The organism is Ensifer sp. MJa1 (assembly GCF_037026475.1).
In the GTDB taxonomy this organism is placed as follows: domain Bacteria; phylum Pseudomonadota; class Alphaproteobacteria; order Rhizobiales; family Rhizobiaceae; genus Ensifer.
Window position 1 is genome coordinate 334,542 of record NZ_JAKUMO010000003.1, and the last position, 17,799, is coordinate 352,340.

A 17,799-nucleotide genomic window follows, 5' to 3' on the forward strand; every position below is an offset into this window, starting at 1 on the left:
GTTTTTCGTTGTCAGCGGTATCGATCAGAATTCCTGCCAGTCGTCCTGCGCCACCGCGGCATTGCCGCGAGACAGGGGGCGGGCGTGGCTGGAGCGCGGCGCGGTCGCGGCGGGTGCAGCCATCGCACGGGCGACCGTGCGCAGCTCGGTGGTCGTTGCAACGCGGGCGCTGCCGGGCAGCGTGAAGCCCGTAATCAGCTCACGCAGTCGGACGGCTTCGTTGGCGAGCTGGGCGCTCGCCGCATTCGCCTCCTCGACCATCGCTGCGTTCTTCTGCGTCACCTGGTCCATCTGGTTGACGGCGGTGTTGACTTCGCTAAGGCCCACGGACTGTTCCCGTGCCGAAACGGCGATCGCGCTCATATGTTCGTTGATGGTCGCGACATGATCGCCGATCGCCTGCAGCGCCGCTCCGGTGTCGCGCACCAGCCGGACGCCACCTTCGACCTCCACGCTCGAGTTGCGGATCAACTCCTTGATTTCCTTGGCGGCTTGTGCCGAGCGCTGGGCAAGCTCACGGACTTCCTGGGCAACAACAGCGAACCCCTTGCCGGCTTCTCCGGCGCGCGCCGCTTCGACGCCAGCGTTGAGGGCGAGCAGGTTGGTCTGGAAGGCAATCTCGTCGATGACACCGATGATGTTGGAAATCTGGCCGGATGAATGCTCGATCCGGCGCATGGCCTCGACTGCGTCCGCAACGACACTTCCGGACTTGGCAGCACTTGCATTGGCTTCGGCGGCGACGTGCCGGGCTTCCTCCGCCCGCTTGGTCGAGTTGGTGACGTTGGCGGTGATCTCGTCGAGTGCGGCTGCCGACTCCTCAAGGGCAGCCGCCTGCTGCTCCGTGCGGCGCGACAGGTCATCCGCGCTCTCGCTGATTTCGCGCGAACCACCGTCGATCGACCGGCTGCTATCGGCAACAGCCGACAAGGCATCGCCGAGCTGGGCGACGGCCTGGTTGAGGTCTTGGCGCAACTGTTCAAAATCGGGCGCGAAAGGTTCGTTGAGCTGGAAGGCAAGATCGCCGGCGGCCAGGCGGCGGAGACCGCCGGCAAGGCCAGAGGTTGCCTGAACCAGGCGCGCCTGTGCAGCGGCTTCCGCTTCCTGTTGCAGGCGGATGCGTTCAGCCTCGGCGCGCTCCCGGTTTTCCGCTGCTTCGGCCTCCAGCCGGCGATTGGCGATGGCAGCCTGGCGGAAGATCTCCACGGCACCGGCCATCTCGCCGATCTCATCCTTGCGGCCGGCATAGGGGATCGAGGACGCGACGTCGCCCTCGGCAAGACGTGTCATCGCGCGGGTCGTTGCAACAATCGGCCGGGAGATCGTGCGGCCGACCAGGAAGACCGTCGCGGCGATCACGGCGATGGCGGCGAGTACTGCCGCAAGCGCGATCGCCTCGATCGATTTCTGCGTGGCAACGCTCTGCGTTTCGGCTTCGGCCTTTTCGTTCTCGATGACACCCGACATCTGTTCAAAAACCGGCTCGACGTCCGCGAAGGCCTTCGACATTGCCGAGCGCAGCTCGGACTCGCCTTCGGCGAGCGCCGCATAGTCGTTGAAGGCTGCGGCATAGTCATTGAGTGCGGTCAGGATCTTGCCCTGCACCTCGGCACCGCCGAACGCTTCCGCCGGGGTCGCGGCGAAGGACTTCACTTCAGCCGCGTGCTTCTCGACGTATTTGTGGTCGCGGCGCATGATGAAGTCCTTCTCGTGCCGGCGCATGGTCAGCATGCTCGCCTTCAGCCCCTTGTCCTTCACCGGCTTCAGCAGTTCCTCGATCGCGTGCACGGCAGCGCGCATCGCGCCTTCCTTGCCGTTGGCCGGATCGAGACCAAGCGTGCGATTGGCTTCGGCGACGGCCCCGAAAGCCTTCAGGTAGCTGGCGTAGCCCTCGGAGATGGTCTGAAGCTGCTGACGGGTCGACGAACTGTCGAGCAGTTTGCCAAGAGCAGTCATGGTCTCCTGGGCCTGCGCGGCGGTTTCGGCATGGGACGCGGCGTACTTGTCTTCCCTCCGCAGCAGGAAGTCCTTTTCCGCGCGGCGGGTCTGCAGGAACTGCACCTCCAGCGTCAGCAAGGTGCGCTCGGCATCTCGGTGGACCTCGACCTTATGGCGGTAACCCTCCTCGATCCGTTTCTCCACGACGAAAATCGCGACGATCGCGAGGATACCAGCGACGGCGATCGGCACGAGCAGACCGATGCGATGGGAAAGCCTGAGGTGAAAGCGCGGCATGCAGCAACTCCTTGCGCCCAAAGGCGTCAGGTGAGGAAAAAATCAGGTTTTGTCGGGAGTTCCGGCGAGGGGCGGAGGTCCTGCATCATGCAGGTGCGACATCAGAGCAAATTCGCACCCATCATTTAAGGATAGGTGAATATTCCCCTGTTTTTTAGGGTTTCCTAAAAGTTGAGCCCAAGGCAGGCCGTTGCTCCGAGCGCGGGGGGCTTGCCATTGCGGCGGCAAGTCGCCATGAGAAACACATGTCAGAAGATCGTCAGAATGAAGAACACAAGAACCGCGTCCGTCTCGACCAGCTGCTGCTGAACACGGGACTGGTCGCCAGCCGTGCCCGCGCCCGTGACGCAATCCAGCGCGGCACCGTCAAGGTCGACGGCCGCACGGTCACCAAGGCCGCGTCCATGTTTGCCGAGAGCGTAACAATTACCATCGAGGACCCGGCGCAGGATTATGTCTCGCGTGCGGCCTTGAAGCTTGTCGCAGCGCTCGATCACTTCGCGCTCGATCCCGCGGGCGAAAGCTGTCTCGATATCGGCGCCTCGACTGGCGGCTTCACCGAGGTGCTCTTGAAGCGCGGCGCCGAGCATGTGGTTGCCATCGACGTCGGCCATGGCCAGATCCATCCGCGTGTCGCCGAAGACGAGCGTGTGACGAGCATCGAGGGTCTCAACGCCCGCGCCATGACAGAGGACGACATCGGCAACCGCGAAGTCACCTTCGTTGTCTCCGACGTCTCGTTCATCTCGCTGAAGCTTGCGCTGCCGCCGGCACTCGACATGGCGCTTCCGGGCGCGCACTGCATCCTGCTGGTCAAGCCGCAGTTCGAGGCGGGGCGTGACGCGATCAGCAAGGCGGGCCTGCTCAAGGATCCCGACAGTGCGCCGGCGGTTGCCGCCGAACTCGAGCGTTGGCTTGTCGAGGACATGGGCTGGCAGAGCCTTGGCCTCATCCCCTCGCCGATTGCCGGCGGCGACGGTAATGTCGAGTTCCTGCTCGCGGGTAAAAAGCCATGAGCACCGAGGCCGTCACCATCAAGCGGCTGGGCGCCCAGGGCGACGGTATCGCTGACGGCCCCGATGGGCCGATCTACGCGCCCTTCACCCTGCCCGGCGAGAGTGTTGCGCTGGCCGTCAACAAGTCGCACGGCACGCTGATCTCGCTCCGGGAAGCGTCGCCCGAGCGCGTCGAGCCGCACTGTCGGCACTTCGGACCTGACGGCGTCAACGGCACCTGCGGTGGCTGCACGCTGCAGCATGCGTCGGACACGCTCTATCATGGTTTCAAGCGCGACCTCGTTATCGCCGCCCTGAAGTCCAAGGGACTGAAGCCGGAGGTGGCGCCGCTGATCACGGCTGAGCCGGGCCAGCGCCGCCGCGCGGTGTTTACCGCCCGCAAGACCGAAAAGGAGCTGCTTCTCGGCTTCAACCAGGCGGAAAGCCACCATATCGTCGCGATTTCGGAATGTCCGATCGCGAGCCCGGGCATCGTCTCGAAGCTCGCGACCATCGCCAAGATAGGCGCCGCGATGGCGGTGAATGCCGAGCCATTCCGCATCACCGTGCTCGAAACATTGTCTGGTCTCGATCTCGCTGTCGACGGTATCAAGAAGCTTGACGATCGCGAGCGCCGTCGCACCGTCGAAGCGGTGCTCGGCGAGAGCGGCATCGCCCGCGTGAGCCTCAATGGCGAAATCATCGTCGAACCGGTAAAGCCGGTGATCGATTTCGGCGGTGTTTCCGTTTCGCCGCCACCCGGCAGCTTTACCCAGGCGACGGCAGAGGCCGAAGAGGCAATGGCCAAGCTGGTGCTCGATCATCTCGGCAAGGCCAAACGCGTCGCCGATCTCTTTGCCGGCTGCGGCACCTTCGCACTGCGGATCGCTCGCAAGGCGCGGGTGCATGCGGTCGAGGGCGAGGACAAGGCGCTGAAGGCGCTCGATCTCGCCGCCCGCAACACGCAAGGGCTCAAACCCGTGACCATCGAGAAGCGCGACCTCTTCCGCCGTCCGGTCATGGCACAGGAACTGAAGGTCTATGACGCCATCGTCTTTGATCCGCCGCGCGCCGGCGCCGAGACGCAATGTCACGAGATCGCACGTTCCGGCGTCAAGAAGGTCGTCGCCGTCTCCTGCAACCCGATCACGCTTGCCCGCGACCTTTCGATCCTGACCACCGCCGGCTACCGAATCACTTCGGTGACGCCCATCGACCAGTTCCTGTGGTCTGCCCATGTCGAGGCGGTGGTGACGCTGGAGAAATGAAAAGGCCCGGTTTTCCGGGCCTTTCCGTTTGACTTGAAGCGCTTGCCGTTTTGAGTCACGGCGATATGCCTAAGCCTTTGTTTCTACACACTGGCCGAGACAGCCAAACTCCGCTCAAGCCGCGCGACGACGCCCGCCGCTTGCGGTCGTCGTTTCACCGAGATTGAACTGGGCAAGCAGCGCGTTGAGCGAGGCGGCTTCGGAGGCGAGACCGTGGCTTGCCGCCGTCTGTTCCTCGACCATTGCCGCGTTCTGCTGCGTGCCCTGGTCCATGGTGTTGACCGCGGTGTTGATCTCCTGAAGGCCGGTCGACTGTTCGCGTGTCGCCGTGACGATCGCGCTCACGTGCCGGTTGATCTCCTGGACCTCGGCAACGATCGTTTCCAGCGCCTTGCCGGTGTCGCCCACCAAGCTGACACCGCTCCTCACCTGGTTGCCCGAGGTGGTGATCAGCGCCTTGATCTCTTTTGCGGCATTGGCCGAACGCTGGGCGAGTTCGCGCACTTCCTGGGCGACGACGGCAAAGCCCTTGCCGGCTTCACCGGCACGCGCGGCTTCGACGCCGGCGTTGAGCGCCAGCAGGTTGGTCTGGAAGGCGATGTCGTCGATGACGCCGATGATGTTGGAGATTTCTCCGGACGACTTCTCGATCGCATGCATCGCCTCGACGGCATTGGCAACGACCTCGCCGGATTTCTCCGCACCGGCGCGGGTGCGGGCAACGAGCGCGCCGACTTCCTCGGCACGGCGGGCAGAGTCCTTGACCGTCGTGGTGATCTCTTCGAGTGCCGCTGCGGTCTCCTCGACGGAGGCTGCCTGCTGCTCGGTGCGGCGGGCAAGATCGTCGGCGGCCGAGCGGATTTCCGAGGCACCGGCATCGATGCCGCGGGCGTTGGCGCCAACCGCACGGAGCGTGTCGTGCAGCTTGGCGACCGAGTTGTTGAAGTCGGCGCGCAGACGATCGAGACGATCGGCGAACGGGTTGTCGATGCGGTAGGCGAGATCGCCCTCGGCAAGACGGCCAAGGCCGGTCGCCAGCCCATCGACGGCCTGCTGGATGTCAGCTGCGTCACGCGCCTTCTGCGTCTCGCGCTCCAGACGCTCGCGCTCCGACAGCGAGCGGTTGGCATCCGCTTCGCTTTCGAGCTGCATCTTGGCGATCGTCGCATCGCGCAGAACCCGCAGCGAGCGGGCAAGGTCGCCGATCTCGTCCTTGCGCTCGGCCTCGGACAGGTCGACATCGGTCTCGCCGGCAGCGATCTGGCCGGTCACGCCGATGACGCCCGCGACGCGCTTGCGGAAGCGGCTGGCAAGCGTCCAGCCGACGAGGATCATGATCGCGGCGGCTACGGCAATGACGACAATCGAGATCATCGCGAGCTGCGACAGTCCGGCGAAGACCGTCGCCTCGGGGACAGAGACCACGACATACCAGACAGTATCCGGCAACAGGTTGACGGGCACGGCGACTGCGAGATGTTCGCTGCCATCGGTGTGTTTCAGCACGAAGGCATGGCCGGTGCTTGCCAGAAGCTGCCCCCAACCTTCCGCCTGCAGCGGGCTGTCCTTCAGCACCTTACCGAGCACGTTGGCGTCCGGGTGACTGATGATGTTGCCGTCCTTGCTCAGGAGCGACACGAAGCCGGTGCCGAAGGGCTTCAGCTTGCCGAGTTCGGTCGACAGTTCGCCGAGCGCCATGTCGACGCCGACCACGCCGACGAAGGCGCCGTCCTTCTTGAGCGGCACCATGATCGAGGTCATCAGCACGTCCTTGCCGTTGATCGGGTAGACATAGGGCTCGGTGACCATGTCGAGGCCGGTCTTCTTCGGAATCTGGTAGTAGTCGCCCGGACCCGGCTTGTCGTAGTCGGCGAGCGGCTCATGGATCACCTTGTCGCCGGAGCGGGCGATATAGGGGACGAAACGGCCGGTCGCGTCGTGGCCGGTCTTTCCGACATACTCCGCATCCTTGCCGTCAAAGGCGTTCGGCTCCCAACCGGTGCTCATGCCGACGGCGAGCGGGTTGTCGACGATCCAGCGTTTCATCAGGGTTTCGATTTCGGCGCGCGACGGCTCACCAGTGCCCTTCACCGCATAGAGCGCGGAGCGGATGTTGTTGGCGAGCGTCTTTGCCTCGGCAAACTTCGTCTCGACACTGCGGGCACTTGCGGATGCCGCATTGGTCATCTCGGCGATGCTGCGCTCACGCAGTTGCTGGTAGGACAGCCAGAAGACAACGGCGGCGGTGACCATCGAGGTCAAAAGGCCGGTCATCACGATGGCAAACATGTTTCTTGCCGTTGCAGTCTTAAGGATCACCGTACGTCTCCCTCGCGCTTCAACCGTTCGGTCGTGCGCGGCCAAAACATTCATTGCGAGCATTGGGACAGGTGTCTGGAACACATCGCGAGACAGAATGCGGAGCGGCGACGTGCGAGCGAAGTCATTTCGCAGCGAAGAAACGGTATGCGCGACCGCTTTATCAATGCTTAAGAAACAAGCGTCTCATTCGTGATCTTGCAATGAAAGCTGAGAATCTTGATGTAGCGCGCAAAGAAAAGGCCCGGTTTCCCGGACCTTTTGCTTGCTCGATGGCTGCGGAGACTATGCTGCCCGGCGACGTTGGGTGCTGGCAGCGACGTATGTGCCCTGCGTTTCGCCGAGATTGAACTGGGCCAGCAGCGCATTGAGCGAGGCGGCTTCGGACGCGAGACCGTGGCTTGCCGCCGTCTGTTCCTCGACCATGGCCGCGTTCTGCTGCGTGCCCTGGTCCATGGTGTTGACCGCCGTGTTGATCTCCTGAAGACCGGTCGACTGTTCGCGTGTCGCGGTCACGATCGCGCTTACATGCTTGTTGATCTCCTGGACTTCGGCAACGATCGTCTCCAGTGCCTTGCCGGTGTCGCCGACGAGCGTCACGCCGTTGCGTACCTGGTTGCCCGAGGTGGTGATCAGTGCCTTGATCTCTTTTGCGGCATTGGCCGAACGCTGTGCGAGTTCGCGCACTTCCTGGGCGACGACGGCAAAGCCCTTGCCGGCTTCACCGGCACGCGCCGCTTCGACGCCGGCATTGAGTGCCAGCAGGTTGGTCTGGAAGGCGATGTCGTCGATGACGCCGATGATGTTGGAGATTTCTCCGGACGACTTCTCGATCGCATGCATCGCCTCGACGGCATTGGCAACGACCTCGCCGGATTTCTCCGCACCGGCGCGGGTGCGGGCAACGAGCGCGCCGACTTCCTCGGCGCGGCGGGCAGAGTCCTTGACCGTCGTGGTGATCTCTTCGAGTGCCGCTGCGGTCTCCTCGACGGAGGCTGCCTGCTGCTCGGTGCGGCGGGCAAGATCGTCGGCGGCCGAGCGGATTTCCGAGGCACCGGCATCGATGCCGCGGGCGTTGGCGCCAACCGCACGGAGCGTGTCGTGCAGCTTGGCGACCGAGTTGTTGAAGTCGGCGCGCAGACGATCGAGACGATCGGCGAACGGGTTGTCGATGCGGTAGGCGAGATCGCCCTCGGCAAGACGGCCAAGGCCGGTCGCCAGCCCATCGACGGCCTGCTGGATGTCAGCTGCATCACGCGCCTTCTGCGCTTCGCGCTCCAGACGCTCGCGCTCCGACAGCGACCGGTTGGCGTCCGCTTCGCTTTCCAGACGGGCACGCTCGACCGCGTTAGACTTGAAGACGGCAACGGCTGCGGCCATCGAACCGATCTGGTCGGTACGATCTTCGCCGGGGATTTCGACGTTGTGGTTGCCCGAAGCGAGCTTGTCCATCGCGCCGGTCATGTCAGTCACCGGACGGATGACCAGACGGTTGAGGAAGGTCGCAAGGAAGACGATCATCACGCCGACGGCGAGAATGGTGGCGATCGTGGCGGCGATGCGGAACTGGTCGATCGCGGAGTAAGCGGCGTCCGCGTCGATGACGAAACCGACATACCATTCGACCGAGGGCAGACCCTGCACCGGAACAAAGCTCACCAGCATGGGCTTGCCACCGAGTTCGGTGTGCATGATGCCGGAGCCGATCGACGGCGTGTCGGTCGGGAAGGCGTCGGCGAGTGACTTGGTGACGAGCTTGGCATCGGGGTGAACGAGAATCTGGCCGTCCTTGCTGGCGAGGAAGGCGAAGCCTTCGCCGCCGACGTCGACACCCTTGATCATCGCGACCAGCGTGTCGAGCGAGAAGTCGCTGGCAGCAACGCCATAGAGCTTGCCGTCGCGCTTGACCGGCACGGCGGCGCTGATGATCAGCGCGCCGCTCGAGGCGTCGACATAGGGCTCGGTCAGGACGCGGGCGTCGGCCTTGACGGCCTGCTGGTACCAGGGGCGCTGGCGCGGATCGTAGCCGGCGGGCATCGGATTGTCAGGCCAGGTGATGAACTTGCCGCTTTCGTTGCCGACATAGGTCGACATGAACTCGCTGGTCAACACGTCGTTCTTGAGGATAGGCTGGATGGCATTGTCGTCCGCGACGTTGCCGGTGGCGTCGCCCACCATTGCGGTCAGCGTGACGCGGCCGTTCAGCCACTTGGCGACGCTTTGAGCGGCCTGCGTGCCGGAGGAGGCAATGTTCTCCTCGACGGCCTTGGTGGTGGTGCCACGCTGCAGCGTGTCGATATAAACGGAAAAGCCGGCAAAGGCGCCGACGACGACACAAGACGCGGCAACGAGGATGCGCGTCATGAGGTTCGATCGCTTGGACAAGTTGGGCTCCCAATGGGTGCCGGCGGCGACCGCCGGACATGAGCTCTCGATAATTTTCGCGCAGCACCGGTCGCCCGTCAGGTTGACGGAGCGCAGACGTCTACGGAAAACGTTGAACATGCCAGAAGGCGGAGCCAGCCATGCTTCATGCGGCTGGGGGACCACCCGAATGAGGGTAGGCCTATCGCGCCGCACGCTAGCGATTGCTATTTAAGAAGCGATTAAAATTGACACATGCAAGTTCGCGATGCCGGCGGAAACAAGATCTTTACCGTCGATCGGCTAAGCGCTTGCCCCCGAACGCAAAACGGGCGCCACGAGGGCACCCGACTTGGTGATTGCAGGCCGTTTCCTGAGGGCAGAAGCCCTAGCGACGCATGAAGGCCTCGAAGGCGGCCCGCGCTTCGGCGCTCTTCAGTTGCGCGGCAAAGTGCTTCGCCTCCTCGTCGATCCGAGCCAAAACGTCGCTGCGGTCGCCGCGCACGAGATCGCGGGCGATGCGAAGCGCTTCCGGCGGCTTCTTGGCAAGGCGCCCGGCGAGCGCCAGCGTTTCTTCCTCCACCGCATCCTGCGCGACGATCTTCCAGATCAGTCCCGCGTCAACCGCTTCACGAGCAGTCAGTGGCTCACCTGCGGCGAGAAGCGCGAAAGCCCGCTGGTGGCCCATGATGCGCGGCGCGATCAGGCTCGAGGCCGCTTCCGGCACCAGCGCCAGATCGACGAAGGGCGTCTTGAACACCGAACGCTCCGACGAGATCGTCAGGTCGCAGTGGAGATGGATGGTCGTTCCGATGCCGATCGCCAAGCCGTCGACGCCAGAGACGATCGGCTTGGCCGCGGTGGCGAGCGCCTTCAGGAACTCGATCACTTCCATGCCCATGGAACCGCCCATGGCAAAGGCAAGGAAATCGGCCATGTCGTTACCGGCGGAAAAACAACCATCGGTACCGAGGAAAGCGGTCGCGCGCACCGCCGGATCGCTTGAAGCGACGGTCAGCGCATTGGTCATCTTCGCGTACATGTCGCGGGTGATGGCGTTCTTCTTTTCCGGCCGGTTGAAGCGGATCACCTGGACGCCGGGATAGGCTTCCGGCCGTTCGATGAGCACGTGGTCGGTCATGGGTCTTCCTCTCAAGCCAGAACGGCGCGGGCGACGGCGAGGCTGTCGGCACCGTTGACGACACGATCCTTCAGGGCGGCAGTTTCCGCCAAGAGGTTTTCCGCGGTGAAGCGGCAGAGCGCGATGCGCTGGTCTTCCTTGCCATCGGCCACTTCGGCGAGACCGCCCTTGGCGAGATAGGCGCCGGTGAGCGCCAGGCCGAACAGGCGCTGGTAGGCCGTGGCGCCGGCCAGGGCCTCAGCGATCTTGCCGCCGGCGGTCGCTGCAATCAGCCACTCGGTTGCCTCGGAGAGATCGTTGAAAGCGGCATCGAGACGTGCGGCCGTTTCGCCGAAACCCTCGCGGTTCGAGGCGCGCACGGCTGTCGCGATCTCGCGCAGTTCTGCGATGAAGCCACGCACATGCGCCCCATCGGAGAGCGGCAACTTGCGGGTGACGAGGTCGATCGCCTGGATGCCGTTGGTGCCCTCATAGATCGGGGCGATGCGGGCATCGCGCAGGTAGCGGGCAGCACCGGTTTCCTCGATGAAGCCCATGCCGCCATGGACCTGGATACCCATCGAGGCGACGTCGACGCCGGCGTCGGTCGAGAAGGATTTGGCGATCGGCGTCAGCAGGCTGGAGCGCTCCTGCCAGAACTTCGCCTTTTCGCCTTCGGCAGCATGCGTCATGTCGACGGCGTGGGCGCAGGCATAGGAGATCGCGCGCGAGCCCTGCGTCAGCGCCTTCATCGTCAGGAGCGTGCGGGCGACGTCGGGATGCTCGATGATCGGGCTCATGCCCTGCCCCGTCCAGCCCGGCGCCTTGCCCTGGGTGCGTTCCTTGGCAAAGGCGATCGCCTTCTGGGTGGCGGCGTCGGCAATGGCCACACCCTGCATGCCGACGGCAAGGCGGGCGTTGTTCATCATGGTGAACATGCAGGCAAGACCACGATTTTCCTCGCCGATCAGGTAGCCGATCGCGCCCTTCTCAGCGCCGAACTTGCCGTCGCCATAGATCATCGTGCAGGTCGGCGAGCCGTGGATGCCGAGCTTGTGTTCCAGCGAATGGCAGAAGAGGTCGTTGCGTTCGCCAAGCGAACCATCTGCATTGACCAGGAACTTCGGCACCAGGAACAGCGAGATGCCGCGCGTGCCTGCCGGTGCATCGGGAAGCCGTGCCAGCACCAGATGGATGATGTTGTCGGTAAAATCGTGTTCGCCCCAGGTGATGAAGATCTTCTGGCCGAAGATGCGGTAAGTGCCGTCGCCATGGCGCTCGGCGCGGGTCTTCAAGACACCGAGGTCGGAGCCGGCATGCGGTTCGGTCAGGTTCATGGTGCCGGTCCATTCGCCCGAGACCATCTTCGGCAGATAGGTGGCCTTCAGTGTCTCTGAACCGTGCTTTTCCAGCGCCTCGACCGCACCCATCGTCAGCGTGGGCCCAAGTGCAAAGGCCATGGACCCAGCATTCCACATCTCCATGGCGGCGACGTGCAGCATGTGCGGCAGGTTCTGGCCGCCGAACTCTTCGGGCGCCGTCAGACCGTTCCAGCCACCGCCGATCCAGTTGTGGTAGAGGTCGCGCCAGCCATCCGGCGTCTGAACCTTGCCGTCGACCAGACGCGAACCCTGCTTGTCGCCGACATCGCCGAGCGGCGCGACCTCATCGGTCGCGAAACGGCCGGCTTCCGACAGGATGGCATCGACCACGTCTTCGCCGAGCTCGCCGAGCGCACCGGAGTTGAGCGCCTCGCCCATGCCTGCCACGTGTTTCAGCGTGAACGCGATCTCGTCGACGGGTGCCTTGTACATGATGATCCTCCCAGATAGCCAAGGTGCGTGAGAGCGCTTCCTCGTTGCGCCGAACACTATTGATTTTTACGTAAACGTCAACGTCAATCCTGCATGCCATCCCGAGAAGGAAGCGGCGCCCGACTGTAACAAAACTGTCATCAAGCAGGCATAGAAGCCAAGGTTCAAGGCTCTCGCCAAGGCGTTCAGATGAACCTGATTTCCCCAGAAATACCCGGCATCGTCTGGGCCTATCGCTTCCTGCCGGGCGAAAGCCGCTGCCAGCGCATCGCCACCGACGCCTCGGTCGACAGCCTGCTTTCCGGCGACGGGTGGGTATGGGTTCATCTGGCGCTCTCCGACGCGCGCACGCCCGCCCTGATCGAGCGGATCGGCAATCTGCCGCCACATGCGGTCGCGACGCTCACCAGCCACGACACGCAGGCGGCGATAACCGTCTCCGACGACATCGTACACGGGACGCTGGTCGACTTCGAGCGCACCTTCGACGCGGTGACCAAGACGATCGGCTGGCTGCATTTCGCCGTCAGCGACAGGATCATCATCACCACCCGCCTGCATCCCTTGCGCAGCATCGATCGCGTCAAGGCCGCGGTGGAAAAGAGTGCCAAATGCGCCCGGCCGATCGATCTGTTCGAGATGATCGTGGTCGAGTTCCAGCGCACGCTGATTTCGCTGGTTCTGGAACTCACCGAGGACCTGAACGTCATCGAGGATCATGTCTATGGCGAGGCCGGCCATCGCCAGCAGCCGGGGCTGGCACCGCTGCGCCGGACCGTCGTTCGGCTGCACCGGCATTTGCGCACGATTCTCGCCTTGCTCAGACGCGCCGCAGCATCCGATGAAGACGAGGTGCCACCCGGTTTCATCGATGCGGCCGAGCGCCTCTCCGACCGGCTTGAAGCCGTGGATCGCGACGTCTTCGCGCTGCAGGAAAGGGCGCGGCTTCTGCACGAAGAGATCGACAGCAAGATCTCGTCGGAGACCAACCGCCACCTCTACATCCTGTCGCTGATGACCGCCTTCCTGCTGCCGCCGACGCTGGTCACCGGTTTCTTCGGCATGAACACCGGCGCCCTTCCCTTCGCCGACGGCACCGGCACGCTTTACGCGGCCCTGTTCATCGGACTGTCGATGGCATTCGCCTGGTGGATCCTGAGACGGATCGGCATTCTGTGAGCGGAAAAACGCGAGGGCCGGAGCTCAGGTCTCCGACCCTGCCGCCGGGCATCAGCTATAGGGCGAATAGCACTGCTGGCGGGGACCGCCATAGGGCTGATAGGTATTGTCGTAGGCCCTGTAGGAACGATAGCGGTCATAGCACCACTGCACATGGCGGCTTCCATAGACAGGTGCGGGCCGCGTGTAGCGCGGCGGCTGGACGATCACCACGCCGGCACCGAAGGCAGCCATCGGGTACCACCAGCCATTGTAATAGCGATAACCGGGCCTCCGATAGTTATAACCGCGATAGCCGTTGTAGTAGTAATAGCCGCCTCGACGCTCCATACCCGGCCGGCGATATTGCACGTTCACCGCATTGTTCTGTTGTTCGACCTGCGGCGGCGCCGGCACAAACGCCTGCGAGGGTGCCGCTGATGTCAGCAGTACCGCCGCGGCCATGAGCGGCGCAATCCATCTGCCTGTGCCGGATTTCATCGAATTCGTCATCAAAAACCTCCATAACCGAACGCACGGACCGGCCTCTCGAGACATTGAGGCACCGTTTCATCTCTGTTTGATTTCATCCCGGACCGACCTGGATCCGGGGATGCCCCTCAGCCGGGAGATCCGAAATCGACCGAAAACGCGTAAACTACCGGTTTTGTTCCATCTTCGGGCGTGGATAAGGGAGGTTCCGCCTCTTGTGGGACCGGTCGCAGGCCCGCGAACAGCGTAGCGATCTGGGGTTTTGCAGAGCGCCTCGCCTGTGCGTCTGCAAGCGCGCGGCACATCCAGCTCTACACAAGGCAACGCTCATATACAGCCAGAGGTCGCTATACTTTCGCTTCGGTCTCCAGCACAGTCGCTGCGGGGACTGAGATTTACGATGCATTAACGGTAATGTCGGCAATCTCATAGAATGGCCAAGCGGTGTATCTCCACGACAGGGATGATTCTGCGCCTCGGGACCTTCCTGGGTCTGATTTTCGCGGCAGCGATGGTTCGCGCCGGTGAACTGGAGCCCTGGAAGACCAAGTCAAACGCCATCATCGTCGATGCCTATGAAATGAACAGCATCGACTGGGAAGTGATGCTTGAGGACAAGCGCATCTCCGGCTTCATCGCCAAGGCATCCGATGGCCTGCCCGAGAGCTTCTCCTGCACCGGTGACCACAACGGCGACACCTTCAACCACTGCAAGACCATGTGGCGCAAATACGCCGTCAGCCGCGAGCTCTACCAGACCCGTCGCATGCTCGCCCGCTCGCATGGGCTGCTGTGGGGCGCCTATCACCTCGCACGCCCAGGAAATCCGGTAGATCAGGCCAACCACTTCCTCGACTACGCAGAGCCGCGCGACGATGAGTTGATGGTGCTGGACATCGAGGGGATCGACCCGGAAAAATACATGTCGCTCGAGGACGCGGCGATCTTTGCCGGCCACATCAAGACCCGGACCGGGCGTTATCCGATCCTCTACACCAACCACGTCACCGCCAAGTACATCGCCACGCACCGCTCGCGGTACCGGCTGCTGTCGCGGCTGCCACTCTGGTACGCGCGCTACAAGCCGGATATCCGCCAGGTCTTCCCGATGGGCAACTGGGAGAGCTATGCGCTGTGGCAGTTCTCTTCAGGCATCAATTGTGGCAAGCGGCGCTGCCCCTATCGTGTCCCGGGAACACTCGCCGACATCGACGTGAACGTCGCCGCTATGCCACCGGCGGCGCTGAAGGCAATCTGGGCGCAAGGGGCCTTGCTGCCCGAAAAGCCGCTACCGCTGACCCTTGTCGCCAAGGCAGAACAGGGAAGCGGCGTCAGCGCGATTGCCGAGGCGAAGGCCGCGTTCGAAACCGAACCACTGCTCGTCAGCCGCGCGGGCGCGACAAGCGGCGCCGGCAGCGGCGTCGACATGCTGGTGACTGGCTCGATCGATTTCGGCCGTCACGAGCGCGCGCTGCAAGTGGCGATCGCCGCCAGTGAAGCACCCATCCAGTGTCCCCATAGCTCCGCCGACACCGACAGCCTCAGGCGCGTCGCCGTCAGGCTGCTGCCCTGCAACGCCCGCTGAGCGGCACGTCGCGAGCCACAGCGTCAGGCTTCGATCTGGACATCCCCAAGCGGGCGCGAACAACAGGCGAGGATGTAGCCCTCGTCAATCTCGTCGTCGAGAATGCCACCATTGTGGTTCATATCCACCTCGCCGGCGACCTTCATGACGCGGCAGGTGCCACAGATGCCGCCCTCGCAGGCAGCCCCGATCCTCACCCCGTTGGCACGCGCCGCCTGCAGGATTGTCTGGCCCGGCTTGGCTTCGACCTCCTTGCCGCTCATGGTGAAGACGACCTTGGCGGCCTGCACTTCGCCATCGCCGCCGACACCGGCGCGCACTGCGATCTCTTCGGCCGCAGGCGCTGCCGCCGGCTGGAAGCTCTCCTCGTGATAGCGACTCATGTCGAAGCCGGTCGCCTTCAGCATTTCGCGCACACCGCGCATGAACGGTTCCGGACCGCAGCAGAACACGGTGCGCTCCAGGAAATCCGGCGCGAGCAGCGGCAGCTTGGTGCCGTCGATGCGCCCGCGCAGGCCGTGCCAGCCGTGCCGCGCCTCGTGTCCTTCAACGATAAAGCCGAGGTTGAGCCCGGGCATCTGTGTCGCCAGCACTTCCAGCTCGGAGCGGAAAAGCAGATCGTCCGGGCGCCGGGCGCAGGAGATAAAGGTCACGTCCGTTTCCGGCACGCAGTCCGCCATCCAGCGCGTCATCGACATCATCGGGGTGATACCCGATCCGGCCGAGATGAACAGATACTTGTCACCCGGATGCCGCACGAAGCTGAAATCCCCGAGCGGACCGAATGCCCTAAGCTTCATGCCGGGTTTCAGGTGGTCGAACATCCAGCGGGTACCGATGCTGTCGGCCTGCACCTTAACCGTGACGGCGATCGAGAGTGGTCGCGACGGCGTCGACGACAGCGTGTAGGTGCGCATGACCGGTTCGTCGCCGACGGGCAGTTCGAGGGTGACGAACTGCCCGGGCAGGTAGCGGAACCAGGCCGGCTTTTCCGCCCGGAAGGTGAAGGTCATGACATCGGCTGTCTCGACGACCGCCGAGGTGCATTCGAGCAGCTGCTGCCGGTCGATCCAGACGTGCAGCGCATCGAAGTGGTGGAAGGAGGACGCCATCTGCATGTCAGGCAACCCTCGAAAGCGGAGCGGCATCGCCCTTGAGGCGTTGCTCCATGAACTTGCAGTACCATTCGACGAACTGCATCACGCCGCCTTCGTGCTCCGGCGAATAGGGGCCGGGCTGATAGGCAGGCGAGCGGATGCCAAAGGCATTTTCCTCCACGATCTGACGGTCCTGGTCGTTGGTCTCGGTCCAGACGTGGGTCAGTTCTTCCAGGTTGTAGTCGACGCCCTCGACCGCATCCTTGTTGACGAGCCACTTCGTCGTCACCTGCGTCAGTTCCGGGCCGAGCGGCAGGACGCGGAAGGTGATGGCATGGTCGGCGAGCACGTGGTTCCAGGTCGTTGGATAGTGGAACATCAAAAGCGTACCGATCTGTTGCTGGTGGACACCTGCCGACAGGGCCTGGCGGACGGCGCGCGCGCCGGACATGGTATAGCTTTCGGCGTCGTCGACGAGCGGCATGCGGGCGGCGCGGAACTGTCCGGTCGGCGATATCTTGAACTCGCTCGGAAGCCCTTCCGCCTCGCACTTTGCCCAGTGCGCGGCAATCACTGGATCGTCCTTGGCGCCCTGAACGCCGGTTGCCGTCGGCGCTTCCGGATAGGTGCGGCAAAGCTCCGGGTGGTTGGCGGCGCAATGGTAGCACTCGCGGTTGTTTTCCCAGACGAGCTTCCAGTTGCCCTTCTCGATGATCGTGCTTTCAAAGGCGACCTTGGTTTCGCCGAGGCGATGCGGCGCGAGGTAGGGCAAGGCCAGTTCGCGGAAGGCCGCGAAGTCCATCGGATTTTCAGACAGGTTGATGAAAATGTAGCCGCCGACCGTTTCGCAATGGATCGGCTTCAGGCTGTGGGCCGCCTTGTCGAAGTCCTCGCCCATCTGGCGCGCAAAGAGCAGGCTGCCGTCGAGCTCGTAGGTCCACTGGTGATAGGGACAGACAAGCTTTGCCGATGACCCCTTGTGTTGCGTGCAGACGCGAGAGCCGCGGTGGCGGCAGGAATTGTGAAGTGCCCGGATCGTGCCCTGGCGATCGCGGGTGATGACGACGGGGAAATCTCCCACCTGGACGGTGAAATAATTGCCGGCCCTCGGGATCTCGCAGTCATGGCCGATGAACAGCCAGTCCTTGTACCAGATGTTCTCCAGATCCTGCCGGTAGTAGTCGGGATCGATGTAGAAGGCCCGATCGAGGCTGTAGCCGTCACGTCGGCCTTTCAGCCTGCGAAGCATATCGTTCCTGATGTCCATGTCCTGTCCTCATGCGCCATGTTTCGGAGAGGCAGGACAGGAACCCGCACGGGCGCATGCCCATGCGTTTGAGGCTCCGATCCGG

The 17,799-nt window shown here is 63.6% G+C and carries 11 protein-coding genes and 1 pseudogene; 4 read left to right on the plus strand and 8 right to left on the minus strand.

The features are described 5' to 3' along the window. Positions 1-24 precede the first annotated feature (24 nt). On the minus strand, positions 25-2,235 hold the full coding sequence (locus MKZ91_RS06785; RefSeq protein ID WP_336169300.1) for a methyl-accepting chemotaxis protein: 2,211 nt from the start codon (positions 2,233-2,235) through the stop codon (positions 25-27). Between the two features lie 245 nt (positions 2,236-2,480). Here MKZ91_RS06785 and MKZ91_RS06790 point away from each other — a divergent pair, with 245 nt between their 5' ends. Both MKZ91_RS06790 and MKZ91_RS06795 read left to right on the plus strand, forming a co-directional pair. Then, entirely contained in the window at positions 2,481-3,251 is a 771-nt protein-coding gene (locus MKZ91_RS06790; RefSeq protein WP_336169302.1) for a TlyA family RNA methyltransferase, read from the plus strand. After that, positions 3,248-4,498 carry a class I SAM-dependent RNA methyltransferase gene (locus MKZ91_RS06795; protein WP_336169303.1) on the plus strand — a complete coding sequence of 417 codons (1,251 nt, stop codon included), beginning with the start codon at positions 3,248-3,250 and terminating at the stop codon, positions 4,496-4,498. Before MKZ91_RS06790 ends, MKZ91_RS06795 begins: the two co-directional genes overlap by 4 nt. A gap of 114 nt (positions 4,499-4,612) precedes the next feature. Here MKZ91_RS06795 and MKZ91_RS06800 read toward each other — a convergent pair whose 3' ends face one another. From MKZ91_RS06800 to MKZ91_RS06815, 4 genes are all read right to left on the minus strand, one after another. Then, positions 4,613-6,817 carry a methyl-accepting chemotaxis protein gene (locus MKZ91_RS06800; RefSeq protein ID WP_336169305.1) on the minus strand — a complete coding sequence of 735 codons (2,205 nt, stop codon included), beginning with the start codon at positions 6,815-6,817 and terminating at the stop codon, positions 4,613-4,615. A 285-nt stretch (positions 6,818-7,102) separates the two neighbouring features. Further along, positions 7,103-9,202 carry a methyl-accepting chemotaxis protein McpU gene (gene mcpU / locus MKZ91_RS06805; RefSeq protein ID WP_442892208.1) on the minus strand — a complete coding sequence of 700 codons (2,100 nt, stop codon included), beginning with the start codon at positions 9,200-9,202 and terminating at the stop codon, positions 7,103-7,105. Positions 9,203-9,569: 367 nt separating this feature from the next. Continuing rightward, positions 9,570-10,322, minus strand: coding sequence for a crotonase/enoyl-CoA hydratase family protein (locus tag MKZ91_RS06810; RefSeq protein WP_336169306.1), 753 nt, complete (start codon positions 10,320-10,322; stop codon positions 9,570-9,572). 11 nt (positions 10,323-10,333) lie between these two features. Continuing rightward, a complete protein-coding gene (locus tag MKZ91_RS06815; RefSeq protein ID WP_336169308.1) occupies positions 10,334-12,115 on the minus strand; it encodes an acyl-CoA dehydrogenase in 1,782 nt (593 codons plus the stop codon). 189 nt (positions 12,116-12,304) lie between these two features. Here MKZ91_RS06815 and MKZ91_RS06820 point away from each other — a divergent pair, with 189 nt between their 5' ends. After that, entirely contained in the window at positions 12,305-13,294 is a 990-nt protein-coding gene (locus MKZ91_RS06820; RefSeq protein WP_336169310.1) for a transporter, read from the plus strand. Positions 13,295-13,345: 51 nt separating this feature from the next. On the opposite strand, the gene MKZ91_RS06825 is transcribed toward MKZ91_RS06820, so the two are convergent. Continuing rightward, on the minus strand, positions 13,346-13,786 hold the full coding sequence (locus tag MKZ91_RS06825) for a BA14K family protein (protein WP_336169312.1): 441 nt from the start codon (positions 13,784-13,786) through the stop codon (positions 13,346-13,348). A gap of 412 nt (positions 13,787-14,198) precedes the next feature. Here MKZ91_RS06825 and MKZ91_RS06830 point away from each other — a divergent pair. Continuing rightward, positions 14,199-15,212 (plus strand): annotated as a pseudogene (locus tag MKZ91_RS06830) (glycoside hydrolase family 25 protein); the annotation flags it as partial. Positions 15,213-15,373: 161 nt separating this feature from the next. Here the strand turns inward: MKZ91_RS06830 and MKZ91_RS06835 are convergent. After that, positions 15,374-16,468 (minus strand): hybrid-cluster NAD(P)-dependent oxidoreductase, encoded by a 1,095-nt coding sequence (locus tag MKZ91_RS06835; RefSeq protein ID WP_336169316.1) that lies wholly within the window; start codon positions 16,466-16,468, stop codon positions 15,374-15,376. A 1-nt stretch (position 16,469) separates the two neighbouring features. Next, positions 16,470-17,714, minus strand: a complete 1,245-nt coding sequence (locus MKZ91_RS06840; RefSeq protein WP_336169317.1) for an aromatic ring-hydroxylating oxygenase subunit alpha — start codon at positions 17,712-17,714, stop codon at positions 16,470-16,472. Positions 17,715-17,799 lie beyond the last annotated feature (85 nt).

Coding starts and splice junctions, on each gene's coding strand:
- MKZ91_RS06835 (WP_336169316.1), bottom strand. CDS start 16,468: ATGCAGATGGCGTCCTCCTTCCACCACTTCGATGCGCTGCACGTCTGG.
- MKZ91_RS06820 (WP_336169310.1), top strand. CDS start 12,305: ATGAACCTGATTTCCCCAGAAATACCCGGCATCGTCTGGGCCTATCGC.
- MKZ91_RS06795 (WP_336169303.1), top strand. CDS start 3,248: ATGAGCACCGAGGCCGTCACCATCAAGCGGCTGGGCGCCCAGGGCGAC.
- MKZ91_RS06825 (WP_336169312.1), bottom strand. CDS start 13,786: ATGACGAATTCGATGAAATCCGGCACAGGCAGATGGATTGCGCCGCTC.
- MKZ91_RS06790 (WP_336169302.1), top strand. CDS start 2,481: ATGTCAGAAGATCGTCAGAATGAAGAACACAAGAACCGCGTCCGTCTC.
- MKZ91_RS06815 (WP_336169308.1), bottom strand. CDS start 12,115: ATGTACAAGGCACCCGTCGACGAGATCGCGTTCACGCTGAAACACGTG.
- MKZ91_RS06785 (WP_336169300.1), bottom strand. CDS start 2,235: ATGCCGCGCTTTCACCTCAGGCTTTCCCATCGCATCGGTCTGCTCGTG.
- MKZ91_RS06810 (WP_336169306.1), bottom strand. CDS start 10,322: ATGACCGACCACGTGCTCATCGAACGGCCGGAAGCCTATCCCGGCGTC.
- MKZ91_RS06840 (WP_336169317.1), bottom strand. CDS start 17,714: ATGGACATCAGGAACGATATGCTTCGCAGGCTGAAAGGCCGACGTGAC.